The 20,915-nt window shown below is 52.6% G+C and carries 21 protein-coding genes; 10 read left to right on the top strand and 11 right to left on the bottom strand.

Annotated features, from left to right (window positions below):
• Positions 1-5 precede the first annotated feature (5 nt).
• From FE845_RS17125 to FE845_RS18945, 3 genes are read left to right on the top strand one after another with little or no spacing between them, the layout of a single operon-like run.
• Complete coding sequence (locus tag FE845_RS17125) at positions 6-1,064, top strand: lysylphosphatidylglycerol synthase transmembrane domain-containing protein (RefSeq protein ID WP_200367399.1); 1,059 nt, start codon at positions 6-8, stop codon at positions 1,062-1,064.
• Positions 1,061-3,298 (top strand): glycosyltransferase, encoded by a 2,238-nt coding sequence (locus FE845_RS17120; RefSeq protein WP_200367397.1) that lies wholly within the window; start codon positions 1,061-1,063, stop codon positions 3,296-3,298. Before FE845_RS17125 ends, FE845_RS17120 begins: the two co-directional genes overlap by 4 nt.
• Positions 3,295-4,242, top strand: coding sequence for a YbgA family protein (locus FE845_RS18945; protein ID WP_200367395.1), 948 nt, complete (start codon positions 3,295-3,297; stop codon positions 4,240-4,242). Before FE845_RS17120 ends, FE845_RS18945 begins: the two co-directional genes overlap by 4 nt.
• 19 nt (positions 4,243-4,261) lie before the next feature.
• Here FE845_RS18945 and FE845_RS17110 read toward each other — a convergent pair whose 3' ends face one another.
• From FE845_RS17110 to FE845_RS17100, 3 genes are all read right to left on the bottom strand, one after another.
• Entirely contained in the window at positions 4,262-5,011 is a 750-nt protein-coding gene (locus FE845_RS17110; protein WP_200367393.1) for a YdiY family protein, read from the bottom strand.
• 30 nt (positions 5,012-5,041) lie between these two features.
• Complete coding sequence (locus FE845_RS17105; protein ID WP_200367391.1) at positions 5,042-6,028, bottom strand: rhodanese-related sulfurtransferase; 987 nt, start codon at positions 6,026-6,028, stop codon at positions 5,042-5,044.
• Between the two features lie 140 nt (positions 6,029-6,168).
• Complete coding sequence (locus tag FE845_RS17100; protein WP_200367389.1) at positions 6,169-6,900, bottom strand: DsbA family protein; 732 nt, start codon at positions 6,898-6,900, stop codon at positions 6,169-6,171.
• Positions 6,901-7,028: 128 nt separating this feature from the next.
• Here FE845_RS17100 and FE845_RS17095 point away from each other — a divergent pair, with 128 nt between their 5' ends.
• Positions 7,029-7,994: an NAD(P)H-dependent flavin oxidoreductase gene (locus FE845_RS17095; protein WP_200367387.1), complete on the top strand. Its 966-nt coding sequence runs from the start codon at positions 7,029-7,031 to the stop codon at positions 7,992-7,994.
• Between the two features lie 31 nt (positions 7,995-8,025).
• Here FE845_RS17095 and FE845_RS17090 read toward each other — a convergent pair whose 3' ends face one another.
• Both FE845_RS17090 and FE845_RS17085 read right to left on the bottom strand, forming a co-directional pair.
• The gene (locus FE845_RS17090) at positions 8,026-9,966 is read right to left on the bottom strand and encodes a methyl-accepting chemotaxis protein (protein ID WP_200367385.1); all 1,941 of its coding nucleotides are present in this window, start codon (positions 9,964-9,966) and stop codon (positions 8,026-8,028) included.
• 146 nt (positions 9,967-10,112) lie between these two features.
• Positions 10,113-10,514: a hypothetical protein gene (locus FE845_RS17085; RefSeq protein WP_200367383.1), complete on the bottom strand. Its 402-nt coding sequence runs from the start codon at positions 10,512-10,514 to the stop codon at positions 10,113-10,115.
• Between the two features lie 299 nt (positions 10,515-10,813).
• On the opposite strand from FE845_RS17085, the gene FE845_RS17080 reads away from it, so the two are divergent.
• The gene (locus FE845_RS17080) at positions 10,814-10,987 is read left to right on the top strand and encodes a DUF6435 family protein (protein WP_200367381.1); all 174 of its coding nucleotides are present in this window, start codon (positions 10,814-10,816) and stop codon (positions 10,985-10,987) included.
• 34 nt (positions 10,988-11,021) lie between these two features.
• On the opposite strand, the gene FE845_RS17075 is transcribed toward FE845_RS17080, so the two are convergent.
• Both FE845_RS17075 and FE845_RS17070 read right to left on the bottom strand, forming a co-directional pair.
• On the bottom strand, positions 11,022-11,369 hold the full coding sequence (locus tag FE845_RS17075) for a chaperone modulator CbpM (RefSeq protein WP_200367379.1): 348 nt from the start codon (positions 11,367-11,369) through the stop codon (positions 11,022-11,024).
• A gap of 16 nt (positions 11,370-11,385) precedes the next feature.
• Positions 11,386-12,345, bottom strand: a complete 960-nt coding sequence (locus FE845_RS17070; RefSeq protein ID WP_200367377.1) for a DnaJ C-terminal domain-containing protein — start codon at positions 12,343-12,345, stop codon at positions 11,386-11,388.
• A 162-nt stretch (positions 12,346-12,507) separates the two neighbouring features.
• Here FE845_RS17070 and FE845_RS17065 point away from each other — a divergent pair, with 162 nt between their 5' ends.
• The gene (locus FE845_RS17065) at positions 12,508-13,017 is read left to right on the top strand and encodes an acyl-CoA thioesterase (RefSeq protein ID WP_200367368.1); all 510 of its coding nucleotides are present in this window, start codon (positions 12,508-12,510) and stop codon (positions 13,015-13,017) included.
• An 86-nt stretch (positions 13,018-13,103) separates the two neighbouring features.
• Positions 13,104-13,547 carry a YtoQ family protein gene (locus FE845_RS17060; protein WP_200367366.1) on the top strand — a complete coding sequence of 148 codons (444 nt, stop codon included), beginning with the start codon at positions 13,104-13,106 and terminating at the stop codon, positions 13,545-13,547.
• Positions 13,548-13,576: 29 nt separating this feature from the next.
• On the opposite strand, the gene FE845_RS17055 is transcribed toward FE845_RS17060, so the two are convergent.
• Together FE845_RS17055 and FE845_RS17050 are read right to left on the bottom strand one after the other, a co-directional pair.
• The gene (locus FE845_RS17055) at positions 13,577-14,008 is read right to left on the bottom strand and encodes a DUF3010 family protein (protein WP_200367462.1); all 432 of its coding nucleotides are present in this window, start codon (positions 14,006-14,008) and stop codon (positions 13,577-13,579) included.
• A gap of 129 nt (positions 14,009-14,137) precedes the next feature.
• Entirely contained in the window at positions 14,138-14,734 is a 597-nt protein-coding gene (locus FE845_RS17050) for a pyridoxamine 5'-phosphate oxidase family protein (protein ID WP_200367365.1), read from the bottom strand.
• A gap of 93 nt (positions 14,735-14,827) precedes the next feature.
• Between FE845_RS17050 and FE845_RS17045 the strand changes: the two genes are divergently transcribed.
• Together FE845_RS17045 and FE845_RS17040 are read left to right on the top strand one after the other, a co-directional pair.
• Positions 14,828-16,255, top strand: a complete 1,428-nt coding sequence (locus tag FE845_RS17045) for a PLP-dependent aminotransferase family protein (protein WP_200367364.1) — start codon at positions 14,828-14,830, stop codon at positions 16,253-16,255.
• Positions 16,256-16,392: 137 nt separating this feature from the next.
• Entirely contained in the window at positions 16,393-17,535 is a 1,143-nt protein-coding gene (locus FE845_RS17040) for a cytochrome P450 (protein ID WP_200367363.1), read from the top strand.
• A 49-nt stretch (positions 17,536-17,584) separates the two neighbouring features.
• Here FE845_RS17040 and FE845_RS17035 read toward each other — a convergent pair whose 3' ends face one another.
• Positions 17,585-17,956 (bottom strand): hypothetical protein, encoded by a 372-nt coding sequence (locus FE845_RS17035; protein ID WP_227714463.1) that lies wholly within the window; start codon positions 17,954-17,956, stop codon positions 17,585-17,587.
• Positions 17,957-18,186: 230 nt separating this feature from the next.
• On the opposite strand from FE845_RS17035, the gene FE845_RS17030 reads away from it, so the two are divergent.
• Positions 18,187-18,990 (top strand): DUF1206 domain-containing protein, encoded by an 804-nt coding sequence (locus FE845_RS17030; protein WP_200367362.1) that lies wholly within the window; start codon positions 18,187-18,189, stop codon positions 18,988-18,990.
• 27 nt (positions 18,991-19,017) lie between these two features.
• On the opposite strand, the gene FE845_RS17025 is transcribed toward FE845_RS17030, so the two are convergent.
• On the bottom strand, positions 19,018-20,901 hold the full coding sequence (locus tag FE845_RS17025) for a monovalent cation:proton antiporter-2 (CPA2) family protein (RefSeq protein ID WP_200367360.1): 1,884 nt from the start codon (positions 20,899-20,901) through the stop codon (positions 19,018-19,020).
• Between the last annotated feature and the right edge of the window lie 14 nt (positions 20,902-20,915).

The raw sequence follows: 20,915 nt of genomic DNA, 5'->3' as shown, positions 1-20,915 counted from the left end.
AGCTCATGACTGACAACACCGACACCAACTACCAACAACGAACTTCCGCAAAACGCCTTACTCTGTTCAGCCTACTTTTTATCGCGCTGACAGCAGCAGGGCTTTACGCCGTTTACGATCAATTCGCAGGGCGCAGCATCAGTTTTGACTCCAAGCTGATAGCACCACAAACCTTAGCGGCCATTACCTCCCTTTTGCTGGTGTATTTTCTATCAGACGGTTTGCGTTTGCACTTTACGCTGCGGGCGCTCGGTCACCGTTTACCCTTTCCTATCATAGTTCGTCTGGTTTTCATCAATCTGTTCTTTTCCAACGTCACACCCATGGCCACGGGGGGCGGTTTTGCTCAGATCTGGTACCTGCATCGCCATGGTGTCCCGGTAGGTAGCGCAACGGCAGCGACCACCATCAGAACCGTGCTAGCTGTGCTCTTTATCTTTTCTCTCACACCGGTTTTTCTGCTTACGCTGGATACGTTTGATGGCCAGTCGATTGCGGGGGATGTCGGTTCTGCATTGGCTGTCTTTATTCTGCTGTATCTGGGCTTTTTCATTATTCTTCTGTTTCGCACCCGCTGGCTGATTGGACCGCTCGGCGGACTGCTCAGAGCCTTTAACCGCTGGAACCTCATCAGCGATACTCGCCATAAGCACTGGCAGTTCAAAGCCAAACGGGAAATGCTGCGTTTCTCCCACAGCTTCGGGGATTACTTGCGGGGCAGGCCTCTTTTCGTGACCTTGTCTGTTGTTTTCACGGCACTATTCTTACTTAGCCTCTTCAGTTTCCCGGCACTACTGATTTACAGTCTGGGCTATGATGTTGACTACCTTATGTCTCTGGGCCTTTTGGTTGTAACAACATTTATTATGTATTTCTCCCCAACACCCGGCGCTTCCGGCATATCAGAAGGGGTTTTTGGAAGTTTTTTCAATGACATACTGTCTGGCAACCACTTGATTCTGGTTATCGTGAGTTGGCGCCTGATCACTATATATCTCGGCATGGTCATTGGACTGTTCGTGCTGCAAAAAGAGCTGATTCAAAGTCGCAGGAAATCCGGATGATCTTCCGCAACCCGCTAAAGCTGCTTTTCTATCTCTGCCTACTCGTCGTGATATTGCTGGTGGGGTACAAAGCCTATCTGAACTTTTTCATGAAAGACTTCGCGGGCGTGCACACCGAGCAAGTGGAGCAAATCCATCGCAGGATATCTGCCACGGAACCCTTCAGTTTTGCCGTGGTTGGCAACATCAACAACTCGGTCGGTATTTTTGAAGAGCGCATTATTCCGGAGCTAAACGCCTCGGGGATGGATTTTCTGGTTTCAGCAGGCAATGCTGTTAGCGGTGGAGGCGAGGATAAATACCGGGCTCTGTATGGAAGCCTTAGCCATCTGGATATCCCTTACCTACTGACCTTTGGCGCTCACGAATACGACAACTTTGGCAGTTTCCGCTTTTATGACCACTTCGGGCCGCATTTCTACAGCATTCAAGCTGGCAACAGCCGGTTGATCTTTCTGGACAGCACGGGGAAAACGCCTTGGCAGTGGCAAATTCGGTGGCTGGATGACCTACTCAGCCAAGACAACTCAAAAGCCCGAATTCTGTTTATCGGCCACCCCCCACTGAAACCTACAGAAGATGCGCTCTTCGACCAAGCTGAGGATTATCTTAAGCCCACTGAATTCCGCAGCGCGCTCATGAATGTGGTCGAAGCGCACAGCATCGATAGGGTGTTTTCCGCCAATCTATCACTCTACTCAGAGAAGCAGATAGGCAGCACGCGGTTTATCACCACTGGCGGAGCTGGCGGCCTGATTCTGAACAACGACACCAGTTTCTACCATTACGTACAAGTGAACATCAGCCCAGAAGGCGAGGTCAGCCATAAGCTGCAACAGCTTGAAGTTGGCCAGCATCCGATTCTTAAGCGCCTCGAAAGCCTGTGGTTCTTCGTGTACTCGCTGTTTTATACCGGGTATCTCAACTTCATTCTGATTGTGGCTGTGTTTGCGGCCATTGCCATCAGGCTCTATGCCATCATTTTTGTCGGCAAGGATTATTACCCGGACTACAACCTTGATCCCACGCCGTGGCTAGAAAAGCCGTTAAGAGTGGCCATGTTCACCAACAACTACTTACCCTTCATTGGTGGCGTGCCCATCTCCATTGCCCGGCTGAGGCGGGGTCTGGAACAACTTGGCGATAAGCTACTCGTAGTGGCACCGCGCTATAAAGACCAACCTGAAGTTGAAGAGCACGTGCTTCGGGTACCCTCACTGCTCGCCATGGGCGAGAAACGGGAATTCCGGCTGGCCAACATCTTCCTTGGCCGTATTCGTAAGCGGGTGCGTGCATTTCACCCAGACATTATTCACCTGCACCATCCGTTCTGGCTGGGCTCGCTCGGGCTATTCATAGCGCGCCGCCTCAAGGTGCCCGCCCTCTATACCTACCACACCCGGTTGGAGCATTACGCCCATTTTGTGCCGCTGCCGGGCCTGATCTTCCGTAATCTCATTTCTCACGCGCTGATCAAGCGCTTCGCCAACAAGTGCGATGGCGTTATCGTGCCGACCTACTCAACCGAAGAATACCTGCGGATGATCGGCGTAAAAACCCCCACTTTTGTGCAACCGACAGGGATTGAGTACAAACGTTTTCAGTCGGTTTCGGATAGTGAAGTAACCAAGCTGCGGAAGACTCTGAAGCTGAACGAAGAGAAGGTCTTCATCAGCGTATCGCGGTTGTCGAATGAGAAAAACATCGACTTTATGATCGAAGCCATGGCTGCATTACGTTTGGAAACGAATGAGCCCTTTCACTTTTTGATGATCGGTGAAGGCCATCAGAAAGAACGCCTTCAAAACAAGATTCACGAGCTTGATCTTGCAGCTCATATCACGCTTGTGGGTGCTGTGCCGCCTGAAGATATGGCCGTTTGGTACCGTTTGGGAGATGCATTTTTGTTTGCCTCTAAATCCGAAACCCAAGGCATGGTGATTCTGGAGGCTATGGCCGCCGGTTTGCCCGTGGTCGCTGTGCGTTCGAGCGGTATTGACGACGTCGTGCGCCAAGGCTTCAACGGCTTCAAAACACCCGAAAGACAAGACCAATGGTGCATACAGGTAAAGCGGTTACTGGAAGACGACGATCTGAGAGCTACGCTTTCTAAGCAAGCTCTGGCATTTGCCCAAGACTTTTCGGTAGAACAGTTTGCCAGTGACGTTCGCGAGATTTACGCTACCACTCTGGCATTGAATGATAAAAAACTAAGAAAACGGAGAGAAACGTGAGCGGTATTCCTGTGGGAATCAGCACTTGTTTGCTGGGCAAAGAAGTTCGCCATGATGGCGGCCATAAACATTCCCGTTACTGCACCGAGGTGCTGTCTCAACACTTTGATTTTCACGCCATCTGCCCTGAGCTGGAAGCTGGCTTGGGTGTACCTCGCCCTGCTATTCATTTGCGGGAATACCCGGACGGCATGCGGCTAACAGAGACCAAGGGCACGGCCGACCACACCGACGCCATGCAAGCATTTACAACAGGGGTTTTACCGGAACTGGCCCACCTACGTGGGTACATTCTCATGGCAAAATCCCCGAGCTGCGGCATGGAACGCATCAAGGTCCACAGCCCCGAAGGTCAAGTTATACGGCGTGATGGTCAGGGCATGTTTGCCGAGGCTCTTTTGCGTGCCTACCCGCTGCTTCCGGTTGAAGAAGAAGGTAGGTTGAATGATGACGCACTGCGGGAGAACTTCATTGAGCGGGTGTTTGCCTATGACGACTGGATGCAGAACGTTGCAGACGAAAAACTGACAGCGAAAGCGCTTATCGAATTCCACACCCGTCACAAATTTCAGTTACTAGCACACTCGGAAAAAGTTTACCGACAGCTCGGCCCCATGTTGGGGGATCTGAAATCCGATGCGCTGGATACCATAGCCAGCCGCTACATTCAGGATTTTATGGACGCCATGACCAAAAAGGTAAGCCGGGGCTCGCACATGAATGTGATGCAGCACCTTATGGGTTATTTGCGGGACGCCATGGGTAACGAAGATCGTAAAGTGTTGGTTGAGCAAATCGAGGCTTACGGTCGCGGCGAGGTACCGCTGGTGGTGCCTATGACACTACTGCGAATGGCACAGCGCCGGGAACCGGTAGACTACCTGACCCTGCAACAGTACCTGAGCCCCTACCCGGATGCTCTGGGGCTCAGGAACAAGGTTTAATAGCTCGCGCCAGAGCTAATCAGAAACCGTAAAGCAAGGTAATAGCCGTTTCAGTATCGGTAGATTCTGTGCCCGCCGGTGCATCTGACACATGCTTTACTCGGTAGGCTGCCTTCATGGATAGGTTGCCGACCAAATTAGCCTTAATTGCCGTTTCGGATTGGCTGATCACGTTGTTCTCATCCAAACCGATCTCCGTGCTCAGCTTTTGCCGAAATAGGGCATTTTCAGAAAGCGCATAGTTAAACTGGGCCGCTAGCCGGGCAATGGCTTCTTTCTCTACGTCTTTGCCCTCTTCATTAACGCCTTCCAGCTTGTTGTAGCGATAACCAGCACCGGTAGATAGATCCAAAAACGAGCGCTCGCCACGCTGCCAAACGCGATTTCCGTAACCTGTGGTAGCGGTGGATTCGAAGTCGTACCCGGAGAAGCGGTCTTTCTCGTAGGTGCCGCGCAGAAACCAATATTGGCTTTCATCAAACTTGTAATTGGTTTCCAGCGCCGCCTTGTACTTTTCTACTGTGGTCTGGTCCTCACCCGTGGCGTCATCTTCGGCTTCGGAGTAGTTGGAGCTGAAGTCGGCAATATTGCGCCAGCTAACTACCTCGTGCACCAGCCCCAGACGCCCGTTGATATTCGTTTCTTCAGTATTTCCGGATGTCATGAGCACACCCAATTCCGCCTCGCCTTCCCAGTTTTTGGCACCCTGCCCGTAGGCCATAGGGGCCACCGAAATGGCAATAATCGCAACGGTTTTCTTAAAACTCATGAAAGCTCCTTGGTAACTGATTCAAGCGAATTAGTGGTTTTTCTCCGCTTGGCGTTCGCGCTCCAACTTCTTGCGCGCTTTGCGTTCAGCGATAATGCGTGCAGCATCACCGCCCACATGCACCTCGCCCCGGGCTTCGGCCAAACGAATCTGGCGCTCCCGCTCTGCAAAACGTGCCTTCTGTTCCTGACTCAGCGAGTCGATACAGCGGTGACAACTCACACCCTGCTGATACTCGGGAAGCTGTTTTTCGGCTTCGGTAATTGGGCGACGACAAGCATGACACTGGTCGTAGGCGCCGCGCTCCAAACGATGATTTACCGTAACCCTATCGTCAAATACAAAACATTCACCTTTCCAGAGACTTTCCTCTTCTGGCACCTCTTCAAGGTATTTCAGAATACCGCCCTTGAGGTGATAAACCTCATCAAAACCCTGCTCCCGCAGATAAGCCGTTGATTTTTCGCAGCGAATTCCACCTGTACAAAACATGGCAACTTTTTTATGTTTTGCTGGGTCTAGATTCTGTTTTACGTAGTCCGGGAACTCACGGAAAGTATCTGTGGCAGGGTTGATGGCATGCTCAAAGGTGCCAATTTCAACCTCGTACTGGTTACGGGTGTCTACCAGAAGGACTTCCGGATCTGAAATCAGGGCGTTCCATTCCGCGGGTTCCACGTAGGTGCCCACAATGCGCTTGGGATCAATTCCGTCAACGCCCATGGTGACGATCTCTTTTTTGAGTTTCACCTTAGTGCGTTTGAAAGGCTGGATATCAACAAAGGACTCTTTGTAGTCGATGCCGTTAAAACGGGCATCCGCACCTAACCAAGCCTGAACGGCGTCAATGCCCTGTCGGCTTCCGGCAATGGTGCCATTAATACCTTCTCGCGCCAGCAAAAGGGTGCCGTGCACGTCATTGGCCAGCATAATTTCCAGCAACGGGTGGCGAAGGGCTTTGTAGTCATTCAGAACGGCGAATTTGTAGAGCGCGCAGACAACAACAGTGTTGCTCATGGGGGATTCTCCTGCGGGCCGGACCGTAAATCCGGAGCATGGGTTTATTTATCTGGAGGGTTTAAACCAGAGAGGGCGCAGATTTTAACCCACTCTGGCTCAGGTTCAAGTCAGTGCTGACCGAGGCCTTTAACGAACGCTTATTTTGTAGACTTGGAAAGCTCCCGCTCCACAACGGCAGACAACTGGCCCCAACCCGGGCGGGTAAGGCGAATGTTATCCACAAGTACGGTTGGGGTACTGGTCACCTGCAACTGCATAGCTACGCGACGGCTGGCTTCAACGGCTTCCCGGTGCAGCTCTGTTGTCATACAACGGCGGAACCGGCGCTCTTCCAAACCCAGATCATTTCCATAACGGGCAAAGGTTGCTACCGGGTCGTTTGAACCGCTCCACTCAGTCTGCGAATCATACAGACGCTCGTGCATCGCCCAGTAGGCACCTTGATCGCCAGCGCAGCGAGCGGCCTGTGCTGCCGGGAATGCATTTTGATGTTGCTGCAAAGGCAAATCAAAGTACACAAAGCGAACCTGCCCGGCCTCCACATACTCCTGCTTCAAGCGCTTGCTGGCGCTTGCAAAAAGACCACAGGCCGGGCATTGGTAATCAGCAAACTCCCGCACAACAACCGGAGCATCTGCATTGCCTACAGAAACACCGTACTGATCCAACTGGGCAGGAAAGGCTTCCGCATTTGGCCCGGCAACCGGTAATTCATCCGACGTGGGTGTTGGCGCTGCCGTCAGGAAAAAAGCTCCAATCACAATAGCGGCGAGAACCAGCACACTTACCCCAATAACCAGAGGCTTTCTCGAACTTTTTTTCTTTGGCGGCGGCGCACCCGTTTGTTTGCGACGTTTTGCTTCACCCATTCTTGACTCCTTTCTGTTTTGCAGAGGTAACCCTGTGATTGTTAGCAGGCGAACATTCCCACATTCACTCAGGCAGGCTAAGATCCTTTATATCCTACATAAATTCCAATACAAATTAAGGAGATCACATGCCACGCCCTTCATTTAACAAAGACTCCCTCAGTTTACCCCTCGTCGCAGCTCCCATGTTTTTAATATCCGGACCTGAATTGGCGCTGGCGTGCTGTCGGGAGGGTATCGTGGGTAGCTTCCCCGCCCTAAACCAACGCACGAGTGAAGGTTTCGAAGAGTGGCTGGTCCAGATGAATGAGGGGCTTGCCAAGTTGAAGGAAGAAAACCCCGAAGCCAACATTGCGCCCTATGCGGTAAACCTCATCGTGCACCGCTCCAACCCACGCTGGCAGGCCGATCTAGAGCTGTGTGTAAAGCATCAGGTGCCCATTATCATTACGTCGCTTGGTGCCGCAAGCCAAGTGGTTGAAGCCGTACACAGCTATGGTGGCGCTGTGTTCCACGATGTAACCAATCAAAAGCACGCACGCAAAGCGGCCGAGGCTGGTGTAGACGGCATTATTGCTGTTGCAGCAGGCGCTGGTGGGCATGCGGGCACTATCAACCCCTTTGTACTGGTGCCCGAAATCCGAGAGGTGTTTGAAGGCATCATTTTGCTAGCTGGCGGGCTCTCTCACGGTGAAGACGTACTGGCCGCAAAAGCCCTTGGTGCGGATTTGGCGTATATGGGAACTCGTTTTATTAACACCAACGAGTCCCGGGCAGAAGAAGCCTATCGCACTATGATTATTGAATCTGTATCCAGCGATATCATTCACACACCAGCAGTTTCTGGAATACCAGCCAGCTTTATGCGGCAAAGTTTAGAAGCCGCAGGATTCCCGATGGATAAGCTAAATCAGGCGGGTGAAATCAACTACGGTGAAAAGCTAAAACCGGTAGATGACGAAGCCAAGGCCTGGAAAACCGTATGGTCAGCTGGTCAGGGTGTCAGCCAAATCAATGATGTGGTCAGCGTTGAAGCTTTGGTCTCAAGGTTGAAGCAGGAATATGAGAGCGCCCGTGCGCGGGTTTGTCAATAAGCAGGCTTAGGGTAACGGATACCCAGTTCCGTCACACGCGGAACTGGGAAGCATTGGCCTGCAACGCCACGAGTAATTCGCTGATTTTTAGGCTTGCATTGTCGGAGCGCTTGATCGCTTCAACGGTGGCCTCAGATGAGTGGGCAATGCCCTCAACGCTCACGCTTGCCTTTTCTGCCTGCCGACCTTCCTGCTCGGCGACCGACGAAATACCCAAAGCGCGTTCCTGCAAGCTGCTTAGCAACTGATTAATCTGCTCAAAGTGCTGATCGGCGCGGCGGAACTCTGCAGACGATTCCGCAACCTGTTCAGATACCTCGCCAATCACCAATACCGCCTGTTTGCTGCCCTGTTGCAGCCCCGCGATGATCGCCTCAATCTCGGTAGTAGACTCCTGTGTTCGGCTGGCCAGTGTTCTCACCTCATCGGCAACAACCGCAAAGCCACGGCCCGATTCCCCCGCTCTGGCCGCTTCTATAGCTGCGTTAAGCGCTAGCAAGTTAGTCTGCTCCGCAATGGCGCCGATAACCGACAACACAGTGGTGATCTGCATGCTTTGTTTATCCAAAGCGCTTACCGCCTCCACGGCCTTTTGAACGTTAAGCACAACGTCATCAAGGCGTTTCAGCACGTCGCGAGATATGGCTGCTGTTGCATCACTCTCGGTGCTAACACTTCGTACCGCGCCTGCCACTTCCTCAATATTCTGGGCGACACCGGCAATGCTATGGGACATAGCCGCCATGGTTTCGGACACTTCCACCACTTCCTGCTGCTGGGCACCTACCGCTGCAACCGCATCACGGCTGACCTCGCCTTGGGCCCGGGCCTGCCCTACCGCAGATTCCGCAGAGCTTTTTACATCGGTTACCAGCTCTTGAATGCGGGCAATAAACTTGTTTACCCCTCGGGCCATTTCTGTCAGTTCGTCATTGCCCTTCAGGTTTACACGGCGAGTCAAATCAGCCTCACCATCCGCAATACCGCGAATGGCGGAGTTCAACCGTAAAACTCTAGGCAATACGCTACCTCCGAGTACCGCTGCTATCAAAATCAGAAGCACGATCATGGAACTCACAGCAACCAAGGTTAGGCTAGATGACAAACCCGATGCTTCCGTGCGAAGCGCATCTACCGTCTCGCTGATACGGGATTGCGTGTCTGCGCCGATATCGGTGAGCTGCTGTTGCAGTCGCTGGTTCACTTGCTCGGTTTCGGTTTCAAGGGTTTGCCTTGCCGTGTTAATGCTGCTGGCAAGCGCTGTACCGAATTCTTTTTCCAACTGTGCTAGATCGCGGTTGATGCCATCCAGAGCCAACCCGATCTTTAGCTGCCCAATTGCAGAACCTTTGGGCTTGATGTCTGCAGTGATAATCACGACGTTAGAATCACGAGTTGCCGCCTCCAGAACGCGATTTGCCGCCCCTCGACCCTCACCCTGCTCCATGAGAGCAAGCACGCGCTCATCTGTGCGATCAACATATCGGGTCAGGCGCTTTCCATACTGGTCAAAGTAAATCGCGAAGAGTACCGACTCTCTGGCATCTGCCAACTCCACAAGACTGGTCAGCCGCGGAACATCCCGATCCCAGATCAGCGGCGCAGCAACCGCTGCCAAAACATCCGCCAGCCCTTGTGCCTCTGCCATAACGGCACTTCGAACATTCTCTGCGACCTGTTTCTGTTGCTGGCTTTGCTTGAGCGTAAGCTCCGCAGCCAGCTCACTAACGCTTTCTTCTCGCATGGTCTGCAAGCGCAATCGAACATCATCGCGGGTAGTTTCAAAAGAGTCGCTGAGTTGATCACCACTCTGTTCAAGGGCGGAACTAGCGGTGCCTATCAAGCGTTCAACCTGATCAGTGATCAGCCACTGACTGATCACCACCTGCGCTACGCCTGCGACAATAAGTGCAATAAACACAGGCCGAATCAGCCGACTGGTGGTCAGATTTTTCAAAAACAGAGAGGCCATAAACAATCCCTCAACACGCTATTCCGGCACCCGGAGTAGTTGTTATTTTAATTATTGAGATGCATCTTATAGTAGTTGTAGCAAAGTAAATGGCAAAGCGGGACTTCTTTATGTAGGATTTTGTTGCAGATCTTTAAATGTTGATATCAGGTTCCATCGTTGTACCGCCTGCCTGCACTCCGCCCGGGACTGTGTGTTTTGCGCCTCACCCCGGGAGAGGTATCGAAACTCGGAACATCGTGTACGTAAGTGCTTCGTCTAAGAAGAAGATAGCCGCTATCTAGCTGCTCAACCACGCCTTTGCGCAGCAGCTCATTGAGTACCACTGCTGGAACAAATCCCGGATTAACCGCATGCACGAGTTGATTGAAACTAGGCTCGCTCTGCTTGTCCATTGCTAATAAAACCGGGTGTTGGTTTTCGTCAAGAAACGCCATGGCACTAATCCAATGGCTCACCACTTGCCTGCCTGAAGCGGACAATATAGTGCTGGCGAGCTCGGTAGGCTCCCAAAGACATACAAATTCTGATTGATTGCTGGATTTCATGATGCGTTCTCTCGGTGAGAACCGAGCAAGTGTGCCTCTCTTATCTTTAGACCTTCATAATAAAACACACTAATACCTGCTATGAGTGATAACGATGACGAACCAGAAACGGGCTCGCCGGACACATCGCGATGTTTAAACTCCAGCCAAAAACGCGGGCAGCACAAACTTAGCCAAGCTAGACATCATTATAGCTGACAATTCTAGCTGCACCATCAGCACAAATGCCCTGATCGCGCTGAACTTTTAGGCGTTCCCAACGTATTCTTGTACCTACAAACCGATATTGAGATGACGCAATGCTAGGATTTTTGAAGGGCGACCCAAAGAAGAAACTGCAAAAAGCCTACGAAAACAAGCTGGAGAAAGCGCTGCATGCACAGCGCAACGGAGATTTGAGAAGCCACGGAACGTTGATGGAAGAGGCAGAGAAGATTTACGCCGAAATCAAGGCGCACGAAGAAAACCAATAAAAACCGCTTTAACAATGAGTGGTGCCAACCTTGGCTACCACTCACCCGTTAGCTGCTGTAACTGCCGGTTGAGGCGCTCTACTTCCTTGCGCATATCTTGAACCTCATCCAAAAGCTCTAGGGACATGGCTAGACCCGGCAGGTTCATCTTCAAATCTCGCTGCAAACGTCTGGCCTTATGCAGCCGAGCTAACGCCGCAACATCAAACAGCCACTGGCGTGTCTCCTCTGCCGGTTCTACCGGCGCAATAATGCCGTAGCTTACCAGCTTGATCACAAATTCCGCGTGGCACTCACCTCGCTCGCACACTTCGTGAAGAGTGAAGGTGCTGCCATCTGAGTCCATTACTTCAACGGTCAGAATACTGTTTCTATCACTCATGCTTTAGGCTCCCCCTTCACAGGTGCAGTTTGCTGCGTGGGTTGAATGCTTTCTCAGCCTCGGCAAGCTGCTCGTAGAGCTTTTCTGCTTCCGCAGAATGCTGCTCCGGTATGGCTATCTGTAGAATAACAATCTGATCGCCCGGATGCTTGCCTGGCAAGCCTTTGCCTTTTAAGCGGAGCTTGCGGCCGGAAGATGTTCCCTTAGGTACTTTCACATTCACCTTTGAGCCCACTGTTGGCACTGTAACGGTCGCACCCAACGCAGCCTCCCAAGGTGCCACCGGAACGGTCACAACAACATCACGCCCTTCTACACTAAACAATGGATGCGGTGCCAATTCGATCTCTATTAGCAAGTCACCCGCTGCTGCGCCTCCATAACCGGGAGACCCTTGACCCTTCAGGCGTAAATGCTGCCCTTCGCGCATTCCAGCGGGAATCTTCACCTTCAGTGTTTTCTGCCGAGCTACAACACGGCCCTGCTCATCGGCCTCATGAACGGTAAAGGAGACCTGCTTCTCGGACCCGTTAAACACTTCCTCAAGGAACAGGGCCAACCGTGCATGAACATCTTCACCGCGCATGCGCATGCTCTGCCGGAAACCACCAGCACCCGAACCTGCGCCTGGTCCGCCACCGAACATCTGCTCAAAAAAGTCACTGAACTGGCGGGCATCTGCATCGGTGTATCCACCGCCACCAAAACCCGAAGCGCTCTGCCAACCGGGGGGCGGCTGGAAGGATCCATCGGCCTGTGCACCGTACTTACGCAACTGGTCGTATTCTGCGCGCTTTTCGGGGTCTTTCAACACCTCGTAAGCCTCGCCGAGATCTTTAAACTTCTCGTCGGCATTTTCCTCTTTACTGACATCCGGATGATACTTCCGTGCCAGCTTCCGATAGGATTTTTTGATTTCCTCGGGGGAGGCAGACTCACTCACACCAAGCACGGCGTAATAGTCTTTGAAGTCCATTGAACTCCTCACATCAGATGAAAAATTGTTCTCTGGTTGTATATGATTGGCGCAAACACCGGAAATACAAGTTCACTCCAGCGCATTTAAAGAGGGTGTAGTACCCTTCATCATAACCATGAGAACAACCTTAGCCTAAAACCAACACAGAGAAAGGGTGCCATGCCTGAAAAGTCGCCAAAACCCGTATCCGCTTCTGCCATTGAAAAACACGTTTATAAAGTTTTCCCCAATGATATGAACTCCCATGAAACCGTATTCGGCGGAATGATCATGGCAAAATGTGACCGTTTAGCTCTGGTGGTTGCGGAGCGCCACTCCGCTCATGTGTGTGTTACAGCGGCAGTGGACTCCATTCATTTTCGCGCTCCCGCTAAAGGTAACGACACTCTGCTATTCAGTTTATCCCTAAACCGTAGTTGGGGATCGTCTATGGAAATTGGCGCCAAGGTTGTCGCGGAGAATAGTTACACCGGCGAAACTCGGCATATTCTGTCTGCCTTTTTTACGTTCGTTGCTTTGGATGAAAACGACAAGCCCATAGATGTTCCTGCAGTTATTCCGGAAACAGGTAAGCAGCGGCAGCGCTTCGCGAATGCAGAGATTCGACGTGAGGGGCGCCTTAAAACCCGGGCACAACTGGCCAAAGTGAGCGATGACGATAAGGATTAACCGGGCTGAGATTCTTTAAATTACTGGGCTATGGTAGGGTCTCGAAGGCTCAAACCTTCCTTACCCATTTTACTTAGGAGAACTCCATGATCTGGACTGTGTATCTCTCTGGCGAAATTCACACTGACTGGCGTGAGCAGATTCAAGCTGGAGCAGAAGCGGCTGGGCTGCCAGTGGAATTTACTGCGCCTGTGACCAACCACGAAGCCAGCGACGCAGCGGGCGATATGTTAGGTAAGCCGGACGTGGCTTTCTGGCGCGACCACCAGTCCTCCAAGGTAAATGGCATACGCACCAAAACCCTGCTGGAGCAGTGCGATTTGGCGGTGATTCGGTTTGGTGACAAGTACAAGCAATGGAACGCGGCTTTTGATGCCGGTTTCTGTGCAGCTATGGGCACACCCTACGTTACCCTGCACGCAGAAGATATTATCCACCCTCTGAAAGAAGTGGACGCATCCGCCATGGCATGGGCGCAAACACCCGAACAGATCGTTGAGATTCTGAAGTACGTTACAACCGCTCAATAAGGTTTTTTTGATCTGGCGAAGAGCACCGGCTACTTCGCCAGATGCCCCACGTAGGCCGCAACAAACGCCGTTTCCTGAAATACCTTCAAGCCTGTTTCTGCAAAAGGAATGGGCAGCGGCTTGGCAGACAATGTCGCTTTGATGGTTGCTGATGAAAGCAACTCCACCTCAACATCAGCCTCCGGCAGCAACTGAATAGCCGCTTCCATTTTGAAGCTGATTGCCCCACCGGCAAACTTGCCTTTGGGCATGCGCTCTTTAATGGCTACTTTTTTCACATTGTGCTCTGCCAGAAACTCCGCAAAAGATACCTGAAACTGTTTTAGATCTTCACGGGTATGATTCTTCTTCAAGGTAATCTTTCGAACATTGTTCTCTGGCAGGCTGAACTGCCCCATCTCCAAGTTCAACAAGCACACCACCGCTTCGCTTCCGCTTAATTCAACACCACAAATAAGCATGTGCATTCCTCTTTCGTGGATAAAATTCTCTGGCATAGCACATCTTAATCTGTGGGCCGCCACTGAGACGGCCATCTTTTAGCATGCTTGCAACTTAGGTTATATAGCGGATTAGTGAATTGCTGAAACCTACACCGCTTGCGTACCATGCCACACAGGCAGCGCCATATCCTCCGGTTCCTCGTTGGGCCCACCGGTTCGGCTTTTAAATGCGCCTTCTTCAATGGGCACACGAAACAGAGCCGTTGCTTTACGCTCGTTGGCACTGGGGGCGCGAACCTGATCCCATCGCCCCGGTGAAAGCTGGTTGATAATAGCCTTGAACGCCTCATCGAACGCAACATCGTTCAGCACCCGCTGGGCTTTTCCGAACAACACCAGCGATGAGTAGTTTGCGCTATGGTGATAGGCCGATTTACTCATCACCCATTCTTCCGTTACCGCAAACGAAATACACAGCTGCGCACCGGATTCCAGCTGCTTGCACAAGCGGCCACCGCTCAAGCTATGGAGATAAAGATCATCCCCCAGACGCCAGGCCGTAAGCGGAATAATTCTGGGCTCTCCCTCCTCCACAAACCCAACATGGGCTGTCTTTAAACGGTCGATCAGGGCGTAAGCTTCCGCGCGCTCATAGCTCGCACGTTTCGCAGCGCGCTTCACGCGGCTGCGCGGGCAACAGGAAAGGGAAGACAAGGCAGCGGTGTCGGTTTCCTTTAAAGACATCATAGGTTCCTTTCGTTAAGTACCCCGCTATTAAAGAAAACATCTGATACCATCAAAAGATCCACATTATGATTTTTAGTAGGGCCAGTTAAAGTGATAAACGATATCCGGCTGGATTCGGCCAACCCCCTGCAACAACAGCTCTATCGACAACTGTCCCAACGCATCATCGACCAGCGCTACCTGCCCGGCAGGCAACTGCCATCAAGCAGGCAGCTGGCAGCAGATCTTGGGGTGAGCAGAAATACCGTAAATGCGGTTTACGACCAGCTTAAAGCAGAAGGCTTTCTGCTGAGCTATCCGGGCAAAGGGGTGTTCGTCAACGAGGACATCCGTGCCAGCCTGAACAAGCCCGATCATGCGGTCTTGCATGTGCCAAGCAATGCTCAGCCCCTGCCACCTTTGCCCGTCGTGCCAAAGCACAGTATGCGACTAGGGGAAGACGCCAACCTACCCTTCCAGCCGGGCCTGCCAGATCTGGACGCCTTCCCGATCCGCAGCTGGAACCGGATCCTGCATCATCAGGAAAGCCGCAGACTGCTCAGAGGGTATGACTGCATTCAAGGCTATCTACCACTAAGGAAAGCCGTTGCAGACTATGCACGGGAGTCCCGCGGGGTGCGCTGCCACGAGCATCAAATCATCATCACCAACGGTGCGCAGCAGGCATTGTCTTTGATTGCAGATGTACTGCTTCAAACTGGTGACCGCGTGTTCTGCGAGAACCCAGGCTATCGCGGCGCCCGTTATGCGCTGGGGCGTTATGGCAACCCGTTATTGCCCGTACCCTTGGAAGGCCAGGTGCTGGATGTGGATGCGCTTGCGGATATGGGCCCAGCCAAACTGTTGTTTTGCACCCCTACACACCAGTATCCCATGGGCGGAATTCTGGATATTGCGCAGCGTATGGCCTTGGTTCAGTGGGCACAGCGCAATCAGACCTGGATTGTAGAAGACGACTACGACAGCGAATTCCACTTTCACAACAAACCCTTCGCCGCCATTCAGGGGTTATTTGATAACACCCCTGTTCTTTACGTTGGAAGCTTCAGTAAAACCCTGCTTCCCGGCTTGCGAGTCGGCTATCTGGTTGTACCCGAAGCCATGGTGGAGGCATTCCTGTGGGCCAAGCGGGTTACCGGCGGTGAAACACCCCTGCTCATGCAGGCGACCATAGCGGAATTCATTACCAGCGGGCAGTTCAACCGCCACCTGCGTCGCATGAGGCAGCTCTATAAAGAGAAATGGACATACTTCCAAAAGCTTGTGCTAGCGGAACTAGGCGGGCTGGTCACACCCGTGGCGGAGAGTGCGGGCATGCATCTGGTTCTGGAAGGCAGCTTCGACGACGCCGATATCAGCCAAAAGCTCAGGACCAAGGGCTTTGGCAGCACCCCCTTGAGCGTCCATTTTATCGGGGAGGAAGCCCGAACCGGATTGGTAATGGGCTTTGCCAGCGCCAGCGAACGCGAGACCAAAGCCGCGGTAATGGCACTGAAGTTACTCCTGCAAAAACAGTGATGTCTTTGGTGGCCAACTCACGCAGATTTCCAGCAATAGGAGCAGCGTCTGGCAGCTCTTGTCCTTTCGCATTTTTGAATTAAGCAATTGCGGGTATGCTGATCAGGCAAGCTATTGTTGATGGAAAAGGAGTCACTATGACAGACCACATGCCGGATGATTTGTCCGCAGCTGGCCGTGATTTGAGGGCCTACACCGATGAACTACGCCCCAAACATCCTGTCGTGCGAAACACTAAGGGCGAATGGGTACTGCTCCGGCATGCCGACGTTCTAGCTGCAGCCATGGACCATGAACGATTCTCCAGTCAAGTCTCACGGTACCTACAGGTTCCAAATGGATTAGATGGCGAGGAGCACACCCTCTACCGCAACATTGTTGAAAAGTACCTTACCCGCGAAGCACTAGAGCCCTTCATTCCCGTTTTTAAGCGTGTTGCGTCGCAGCTGATGGAGGAGCTGCCGAAGGGCAAAGTACTGGATGCGGTTAACGACATAGGCGCTGTATTTGCCGTTCGCGCCCAGTGTGCCTGGCTGGGGTGGCCTGAAGAGCTGGAGCCAAAGCTGTTGGCATGGATGCAAGAAAACCATGCCGCTACTCGTTCCGACGACCACACTTTGATGGCAAACGTTGCCGAGCAGTTTGATGAAATTATTCGTTCGGTGATCCAGCCGCGCCGTTCAGCCGCTAACAAGGCGCCAGACGACCTAACCACAAAGCTTTGCCGCGAGACAGTACAAGGCCGCCAACTCACGGAGGCGGAGCTGGTCTCAATTCTACGCAACTGGACGGGGGGTGATTTGGGTTCTATTGCTCTTTGTGTTGGTGTACTCATCGCCCATATAGCCCAGCATCCCGAGTTGGCGGTGCAGATGCGAGCGGCTTCAAACGACGAAGTCGAAGCGACCATCAATGAAATATTGCGTCTGGATAACCCATTTGTCTCCAATCGACGTGTCACGACTTGCCCGGTGCACATCGGTGGCCGAGAGATTCCCAGTGGCGCAAAAGTAAAGTTGAACTGGACCTCCGCCAACCGCGATGAAACCGTCTTCGACAACAATCGATTTGATCCGCAAGGCAACGCCGCCGCAAACCTTCTCTACGGTGCGGGTAAACACGTCTGCCCGGGCCGTCTGTTGGCCACATGGGAGCTCAGGATTGCATTACAGACTATGCTCACTGCACTGCAAACAGTTGAACTGGCAGTGGACCAACCGCCTGAACGGGAAGTAGCGCCCGTGGGCGGGTATCATCGGGTGCCGGTAGTATTAAGGTGATGAGCACTAAGGTGGTGAGTGCTAAGGTGGTGAGTGGTGAGTGCTAAGGCTACCGAGCCTGCATAAGGCAGTTAATCAACGTAATCGAAACATCCCGAAAAACCGCTTCTGAGGCCACAACGCTCGGGAAGCGGTCATTCACACCCCGCCGGCAGGTTGAACTGCGTGTCTGTGCAGACTCAACACAACTCACTTGAGCTTTTTCGCTCTGGTCGGAGGCCTGTTCACAGAATGAGGGGACCTGCGTGATCACCCAATCCACAGTTGTGCTGAGCTTTACCGGATTATTCTGAAGGTTGGTAAAGCGGCCTGCGTCAACCGGTTCGGGCCGCTCGCGGGTTTGATCCCAAAAAACATAAAGCAACGCAGCCAATACGAGGGTGACAGTAACAACAGGGAACTTTATCCGGGTTTTAAACACGCTCTATCACCGCCGAGGCAGGTTTAATCAAGCTAATCATCAGGCCAGCCATGGGTTATCGCTAAGTTGCATTTTACCAAGTGGATACGCGTGCAAAGGTTACGCAAACATCTTCTGGGATAGTAGACTGAACGCAACAATCATAAAAGGCGTGATCATGATAAAAGCCTCCCTCATTTGCTGCGGCCTACACCACATCTGCCAAGTTGCACTTGCAACTGTTAACGACAATGGCTCCTGAACACCTGCTCACTCTGGTTGCCCGTCTTGGCTATGCATCCAGAGGTATTGTCTACTTGTTGATCGGTGGGCTTGCTACGCTGGCGGCTGTTGATCAAGGCGGCAAAACCACCGGCAGCAAGGGCGCACTAGCGCAATTATTAACAGCGCCCATGGGCAATGTGCTGCTGGGCACCTTAGCACTGGGCCTTATAAGTTATGCGTTATGGCGGTGCGTGCAAGCATTCACAGATACCGACCACCACGGAAAAAGCCCGAAGGGCCTCACTATTCGAACGAGTCTGGCAATAAGCGCGATCACCCACATGCTTCTTGCGGTATTCGCAATCAAGTTGGTTTTGACGTTGGGCGGCAACGACTCAAGCGGTGGCGGCTCCGCAAATACTGCGAGCTGGCTGATGACACAGCCGTATGGGCGGTGGTTGGTTGGCGCCGTTGGCCTAGTGATGATCTCCGCAGGTGTGGCTCACGGTGTCAAAGGCGCAAGAGCACAATTTGACCGTCACTTTGACATGCCACATAACACTCAACGCTGGGCCTACCCCATATGCCGATTCGGGCTAATGTCTCGCGGATTGGTGTTCATGGTCACTGGCACGTTTTTCCTTATGGCGGCTTATCACCTCAATCCTGAAGAAGCAGGTGGCATCGCAGAAGTATTCGATACATTCCGCCAGCAGCCCTTCGGTACGCCACTGATGGCATTGGTCGCCGTCGGACTGTTCGCATTTGGTACATACAGCATATTGGAGGCATTTTACCGTTGCGTTAACCCAGCATCCGAGCCTGAATAACTCAGAGTTTGCTACCGACAGAGTCACTCACTTTTGCGGCGGAACCCAAATTGGAACATCCTCTGGTTTGGGTTCATTCCACTCTCGGTGCATAGAACTGCTCAGCGCTTCTTCAAGCTTCATAAACAGCTCGCCATAGCGCGGGCTAAACTTAATGCCTTGCTCAATCTCCTTCCAAGCTTCGAATAACTCCTCCTCATGGGCCTTCTCATTTTGCACAAATGCCCAAGTCATTTGCTTCGCGCGCATCGGGTGCACCCCCATAGCCGTCAGCGCATGGCCTCCCAACTCGAGAGCGGAATGGTAGGTCTCGCTCATTACATCGTCAGCACCCGCCTCCCGAAGCTGGTAGCCGTGGCCACGGTCAAAGGCACGGGCCAGCACCCAAACACCCGGGAAAAACTTTTTCACATGCTCCACCATCTTTACCGAGCGGTCCCGGTCGTCAATCGCTACAACTAGCAAGCGAGCCTTTTCGATGCCTGCTTTTTCCAACAGGTCGGGGCGGCTGGCATCGCCAAAAAAGCTCTTGATGTTGATTTGGCGAACATTTTCGATCTGTTCGAGTTCGTGGTCTAGCACAACAATAGGAATATTGTTCGCCCTTAGTAAGCGGCAAATTATCTGCCCAAACCGCCCTACCCCAGCCACAATAACTGGGCCTTGCTCATCTATGATGTCGGCGTCTCGCTCATCGTTCTTGGAGCGCCGATATCGGGGCAACACAACTCGGTCGTAAACAATAAATAGTAGCGGCGTGAGGAACATGGAGAGGGCAACAACCAGCGAGAGAACCTGAGCGATGTCTTGCGAAATCACATGGCTTTGAACGCTGTAGGTAAGTAACACAAAACCGAATTCGCCTGCCTGCGCCAAACCCAGCGTAAATAGCCAGCCGTTGCTGCTACGAATGCCAAACAGCCGGGCAAGAGCCAGCAGGATCAAAGCCTTTACTGCAATCACTGCAACACCCAGTGAAACAACAGTGACCCACTCAGCCACCAACACCTCGAAGTTGATACCGGCGCCCACGGTGATAAAAAATAGGCCAAGCAACAAACCCTTGAAGGGCTCAATGTTGGCTTCTAACTCATGCCTGAATTCACTGTTGGCCAAAACCACACCGGCCAAAAAAGCACCCAAAGCTGGGGACAGGTTCACCACACTCATCAGAGCAGCAATGCCGATTACCAGCATCAATGCCGTGGCCGTGAAAACCTCCCGCAGCCCGGACTTCACTACGTAACGGAACAGCGGCCGGCTTAGGTAATAACCGCCTACAATAACCGCAGCGACTGCGCCCACAACAACCAAGGCATGGGCCCAACCCGGCAGACCAGAAACAAGGCTAAGCCCTGCGTCGGCGGGTGACTCAGCACCGCTACCACCCCTTAAACCCGGCAACGCCAATAATGGAATCAAGGCAAGCATGGGGATAACCGCGATGTCCTGAAACAGCAGGACAGAAAAGGCATTCCGCCCGCCTTCCGTTTTCGACAGGCCCTTTTCATCCAGCGTTTGCAGCACAATAGCAGTGGATGACACAGCGAAAATAAACCCAACGGTTAATGCCGTCTGCCATTGCAGCCCAAGCCACCAAGCGATCGACATTCCAGCCGCAGCCGTTAAGGTCACCTGAAGCCCACCAAGCCCCAAAAGCCGAACCCTCATCGCCCAAAGCGCCTTGGGGTCAATCTCCATACCGATCAGGAACAGCATCATGACAACACCGAATTCGGCGAAGTGCTGAATAGTGCTGGCTTCCTGTCCCACAAGCCCCATGACTGGCCCGATTACAACGCCGGCAACTAGGTAACCCAGCACGGAGCCCAAACCAAAGCGCTTCGCCAATGGCACTGCAATCACCGCAGCCACGAGATAAATGAAAGCCTGAATGAAATAGGTAGTCATAAAAACCAGAGCTC

Source organism: Marinobacter sp. 1-4A, assembly GCF_016597725.1.
Taxonomy (GTDB): Bacteria; Pseudomonadota; Gammaproteobacteria; order Pseudomonadales; family Oleiphilaceae; genus Marinobacter.
The sequence above is the reverse complement of the archived record's forward strand: the minus strand, read 5'-3'. Positions and strand labels throughout refer to the sequence as shown.